We start from the raw sequence: 5,476 nt of genomic DNA, 5'->3' as shown, positions 1-5,476 counted from the left end.
GAAAAGATTAAAATATATATGATAAATTAATATAGGCTTCGCCTTTTTTTATTTTTTTCAAAAATTTAAAATCAAAAGTCAAAATCATCCCGTAAGCAAACAGACTAATCAATATAGAATTTGATCAGTCTGTTTGTATCGGTTATTTATAAATCTTCTGTTTTTATTTCATAATATCCCTCGTAATAATAACTCGCATCAATTCCTTTAAAGAATTGTTCTTTTCCTAAATCATCGGTTAAAGCCTTTTGAATCAAATATTTTAATTCATTGGTGCTGACTGTACTACGGATCATGGCATTTAAATATTCATCCTTATCAATTTGATTCCAATCGACAATTTTGTGTAGTTTATTTTTAAGAATTAAATCCAACCAGATACGAGTGGCTCGTCCATTGCCTTCCCTAAAAGGATGCGCCACATTCATATCCGAGTACTTATCAATAATTTCATCAAATGTTTCTTGAGGTAATTTATCAATATATTCAAGTGTTTGCGCTAAAAAAATACGTGGCGCAAATTGAAAGTTTCCTTTCGCAATATTCACTTCTCGAATTTTTCCTGCAAAGTCGTAAATATCTTGGAATAAAAACTGATGAATATCAGATAAGCCTTGAAACGTCCCAATTTCCAGATCCTCTATTTTGCCAGACTCAAACAATTCTTTGGCTCTTTTTTTCGTTAATAACTCTTCTTGTTTGGCTAATTCTGCTGAATTTGTTAAGCCTAATTTATTATCTAAAACCAAAATATCCCCTCACTCTCTATTTTTTCGGAAAGATTCTTTTGAAAATTTTTGGACGTTGATCAAACCATGTTGAAGCGGTATACATTAATCGAAAACTGCCATAAATTCCAGCACCGATTAAACCAAAACCACCTAATCCAAGAACGACTGCCCCATAAGGATGTTTAGGCTGTATTTCCATCACTGTGTCATACAAAATATGCAAACCCCAACCATCCCAGATACCTTTATAAATCCATCGTCCGATGAGAATACCGACAACTAAGAAACAGAACAGGCAGATAATATTCACAATCAAAATACTGTAACGTTCGACAATCTCACGTTTGCGATCTGCTTTTATCTGCTCTTTTTGTTCATTCAGTTCTTTTTTCAAAGCGAGTAATGCTTGTTTTTCAACTTGAATGTCTTTCAGTATGGTCGCTTTTAAGTTTTCTGCCTCTAAACGATGGAGTTGTTCTTGAATGGCAGACTCCATTTTTTGACTCGCAACAGCTTCTATTTTTTCTTGGTAGCCCCGAAAGTCTTTATTAACTTCTTGACGGACTAAGCGGTCTAGTTCTGGAACGTGACTGAAATCAATTTTACCATTTTTATAAGCATTTAATACTTGAACAACGAGTTGTTCATCTTTATTCATCGACTCATCCCCCGATCATGATCTTTTGTTGGTTTCTTTTCAGACTGTACGTCTCTATTCACTTGTTTTTCTAGGCTTTTCTGTTGTTCTTGCTCGTAATTTTTCATGTCTTTTGAAAAGCGACGTTCAAAATCATCGAGGATTTTCTCTTTTGTTTGCTTTAATTTTCTTGTAACGCGTTGAGTAAGTTCTGGTACTCGTCCTGCAAGCTGTTTGATTGTGTCAATAAATCGATTAATTTTTGATTCTCGCTTGAGAGCTTCTGATTTTCTTGGTTCAATTGCTTGTTCAAGGCTAACAATTTCTGATTCTCTTTGTTGAGTGTCTCGCTCAAGCGGAGTAATCGCTGGTTCTCGTTGTTCAACAGCTCTAAATTCGTTTTGTCTTGCTCGGTTTTCCAACTCATGTAAAATGGTCTCCCTTCCAAAATCAGAACCCAATCGGGTCTCTCGTGCTCGTCTTTGCTTGTTATTGGCGTCTAAAAAGGCATATGAGAACGTTTGGCCTCTTTCTGATAGAATTACCCCATTGTCAGATAATCGTTCCTTAAACGCTTCGTATGAGCTCACAGAGACATCTTGAAGCGATTTATTGATTCTTTCTCTCAAATCATCCATGTAAGAATACTCATTTTTGGCGATTAGTTCTTTTTCTGTCTCTGTTTGGCGCTCATTTGGTGGCTCTAAAATGTGCCAGTTCTCTCGAGAAGCGAGTCGATCATTCATTTCTCGTGCTCGTTGAACGCTTTCTCCTTTTTGTTCTCTTAATTTATTGCCTGTCTCTAAATTGACCTTATTGACAATGATGTGGTTGTGTAAGACGTGATTTTTTCCGTCTAAATGCGTATACACAGCACTTTGATGGTTAGGATAGAGATTTTCTGCTAATTCAACGCCTAAATCATTGGCTTTTTGCCAGTCTTTTTGAACTTTCGGATTCAGTTCATCTAAGGCGAAAGATTGGGTAATACGCAAGACTTGATTGGATTCTTTGGTTTGGTTATGAAGTTGTCGAATGACATCAAATTGTTCTTTGGCGATAAAGGGATCAATCCCGTTGGTTCCACCCACGGCAACTGCCCGACAATTTGTCAGCTCCACAGGACGTTCCAATTGATGGTCTTGTAGCCACTGTTCAGTTTTTTCATGCATGGGTCTGTCTTGCCCTAAAGCATAATTAAGGGCGCTCGCTGCACTTGCGCCATTGCTTATTTTTGCAATTGTTGCCATAACTCTTGATACCCCTTTTGAGCTTGAGCGAGTACTCCGTATGTATAGCGTAAAGCCACGATCAGCTCTTTATCTTGGTTGTCCATCCGATCGAATTGATTGAGTTTCTTGGCGATTTGATTTAAATTGGTTCCTTGTTTTGAGAGTTCTAATAATAAAGATTTCGCTTGGTCATGTTCGAGATAAGGTTTTTTTAAATGAGATTTTTGTGCTAATTTTTTCGCATAAAGATTCGGAGAGAGTCCATATGTTTCTCCTGAAATTTTCAGCTTATTGTATTGTTCTTCAGATAATCTAAATTGAATGTACTTTGTTTGATTTTGTGATACTTTTTTCTGATCCATCAAGAACTTCCTCAAAGATAAAATGCCCCAGCGCTCATTCCTCAATCGCCCTTTGTCATTGATTTTGTAATAAGCATTGCGCCCTATTCGGTTACAATCATTATAACAAAATAGACCATATAAAACCATAAATACTGCAAGCTATCACATTGTAATACAAAACACTTCGTTCTTGTATTACAATGTGGCTTGAAAAGGGGGAAGTTTCACTTTCCCCTTTTATCCCCTTTGGATTGTGTCGATTTGCTTTACGCAAACGCCACCTACCCATTTTATAAAAATAAAATGGGCAAAAGATCTTTCTTTTTGTCATACAAAAAGAAGAAAAAGAGGGACGATTTTCTTCTTCCGAAATCGTCCCTCTTTTTGGATGAACGAACAAAAAATCTCTGGATGAACGAATGTTCATCCACTAAAAATATGCGAACAGTATGGCTTCATTCAATCCTGTTCTTACAAGTCAAAAGCATCGAATCGTCCTTGGACGATTCAACAAAAAAAGTAGTCGTTTTTGGACGACTACTAAGTTCTAAACATTCATTACCCAAAATCAATTTGGTCTAACATCGTTTCTCGACTAGCTTGATCTAATCCAAGATACGTTAAAGTCATGGCTTCGCTTGAATGGTTTAATAAATGCATCACTAAACCAATATTATAATTTGACTGCGTATAGACCCGATAAGCGCCTGTTTTACGCATGGTATGCGTTCCTAGATAGTTAATTCCTACTTATTGTCGGCGGAGCTGGACGCTTCTTTCACAACCTCTATCCTCGATCTTTTTGGTCATACACTTCTTTGACGTTGATAAATTGATCAAGTATTGGATTTTCTCCTTTTAGGTCAGCTTCGAAACGGATACCGTCAATATTGATTCTGGCGTTACGGTAGTAGTCAGTTCCTAGTTGTCCCCATGCAGGAGTTGAGGCATCGACATTGCAGAAGATATCAAATCCTTGTTGTTTCAAGTAAGCAAATTTTTGATTTGCTTCAGAATAAGGTTGCCAATCGCTGATGTCAGCGCCAAATGGGTAGATCAAAATATTTGTTTTGCCTAAAATAGGTGCAACTTCATTTTGCCAACGTTCATTATCTTGTTGGATATCGGCTAAAGAAGCTTGTGTCATATTCAAGTGTCCCCAAGTATGAGAAGCAAAACTCCAACCATCTTTCTTTAATTGATCAGCAACTTTTTTGGCTGCTTCGATTTCTTTGTTTGTTTTTTCGTTATCACCATATTCTGATTTTGATGTACGGTAACCTAATACACCATTATAGCCTGTTAAAGCTAATGTTCCTTTGGCGCCTTGATAAGAAAAATCGGGATGTTTTTTAATGAATGAATCGATCAATGGAACCATATCATAGTCACCAACAGTTTCCTTCTTATTGTCGATATAAATATTCTTGATTTGGTTCTGTTTATCGACAATCAACTTACTTGGAAATCCTGAATTGTCCATGTATTCATAATAGCTGACATCGTCTTGCGAAAGAATTAACGGTTTCTTTCCTTCTGGAAGAGAAACACCTGTAAAGGTCAGTTTTCCATCTGTTCCTTTTTTGACTAATCCATTTAGATTAACAAGAACATAGTTATTTTTATATAACTGATCAATGGTTTTATTGAATTCGGAAATAGTGACCATATAATCTTTATACCCTTGTGCTTGCTGGGTATGAAAAGCCTTAGCTGGATCAACAATCAGACTATGAAAGAAGACGTGTGAGATTTTGGTCGGGTCTTCCCATTTTACCAAGGATTCTTTTTCTTTTTTCAAAGTTGCTAACAATTGTTGCGCTTCTTTGGCGTCGTCTTTTTCAAGTAAGGCGATGGCTTCATCATAATGATAACTTGCAGCAAGCTGTTTTGCTTGATCAAGCTGTTTCGTCGTTTGTTTATCTTCAACAGGTTTTGAGCTGCTGCTTGAGTGTTGAGTTGTTTGACTAGTGTTTTCTAATTTATTGTTTGTTACTGCTTGTGTAACAAAAAAGATACTTACACCTAGAATAATAACAGTGCATACAGAAGTGACAGCCAATATGATTTTGTGTGTATGTTTCATTTTATCGTCCCCTACTACTTTTTGATTTCAAAAACCCCCGTAAGCTTTTCTTAACCTTTTGAAAAACTTCCCATAACCATTGTAACGAATATAGGGTTCTGTTGCAAAGTTTTAAATCTACTATCAAATAAGGTAGAATAATAGAAAAAGATAGCAGGAGGAATGACGATGAATCATTTTAAAGAAAAGCAATTTCAGCAGGATGTGATTATTGTAGCCGTGGGCTACTATCTTCGTTATAACCTTAGCTATCGTGAAGTTCAAGAAATCTTATATGATCGTGGCATTAACGTTTCTCATACGACGATTTATCGTTGGGTACAAGAATATGGCAAACTACTCTATCAAATTTGGAAAAAGAAAAATAAAAAATCCTTTTATTCATGGAAAATGGATGAAACGTACATCAAAATCAAAGGAAAATGGCATTATTTGTATCGAGCCAT

General features: G+C 36.2%; 5 protein-coding genes and 1 pseudogene. 1 reads left to right on the top strand and 5 read right to left on the bottom strand.

Translation table 11 applies throughout. The features are described 5' to 3' along the window. Positions 1–146: 146 nt before the first annotated feature. The 5 genes from fic to AB0N16_RS41355 all read right to left on the bottom strand — a co-directional run bounded on the left by fic (position 147) and on the right by AB0N16_RS41355 (position 5,030). Complete coding sequence (fic, locus tag AB0N16_RS41375; RefSeq protein WP_003131447.1) at positions 147–749, bottom strand: protein adenylyltransferase Fic; 603 nt, start codon at positions 747–749, stop codon at positions 147–149. A gap of 16 nt (positions 750–765) precedes the next feature. Further along, the gene (locus AB0N16_RS41370) at positions 766–1,389 is read right to left on the bottom strand and encodes a mobilization protein (RefSeq protein WP_259760236.1); all 624 of its coding nucleotides are present in this window, start codon (positions 1,387–1,389) and stop codon (positions 766–768) included. Further along, a complete protein-coding gene (locus AB0N16_RS41365) occupies positions 1,386–2,618 on the bottom strand; it encodes a relaxase/mobilization nuclease domain-containing protein (protein ID WP_352177421.1) in 1,233 nt (410 codons plus the stop codon). The genes AB0N16_RS41370 and AB0N16_RS41365 overlap by 4 nt, the downstream gene beginning before the upstream one ends. Beyond that, positions 2,597–2,962 (bottom strand): plasmid mobilization relaxosome protein MobC, encoded by a 366-nt coding sequence (gene mobC, locus AB0N16_RS41360; RefSeq protein ID WP_365805994.1) that lies wholly within the window; start codon positions 2,960–2,962, stop codon positions 2,597–2,599. The genes AB0N16_RS41365 and mobC overlap by 22 nt, the downstream gene beginning before the upstream one ends. 769 nt (positions 2,963–3,731) lie before the next feature. Next, entirely contained in the window at positions 3,732–5,030 is a 1,299-nt protein-coding gene (locus AB0N16_RS41355; RefSeq protein ID WP_014017385.1) for a polysaccharide deacetylase family protein, read from the bottom strand. Positions 5,031–5,198: 168 nt separating this feature from the next. Here AB0N16_RS41355 and AB0N16_RS41350 point away from each other — a divergent pair. Next, positions 5,199–5,476: pseudogene (locus tag AB0N16_RS41350) on the top strand (IS6-like element IS1216 family transposase); the annotation flags it as partial.

Origin of the sequence: Streptomyces sp. NPDC051105, from assembly GCF_040682795.1 — a bacterium.
Taxonomy (GTDB): domain Bacteria; phylum Actinomycetota; class Actinomycetes; order Streptomycetales; family Streptomycetaceae; genus Streptomyces.
Note: the sequence above shows the minus strand (reverse complement) of the source record. Positions and strands in the feature narration are given on the sequence as shown.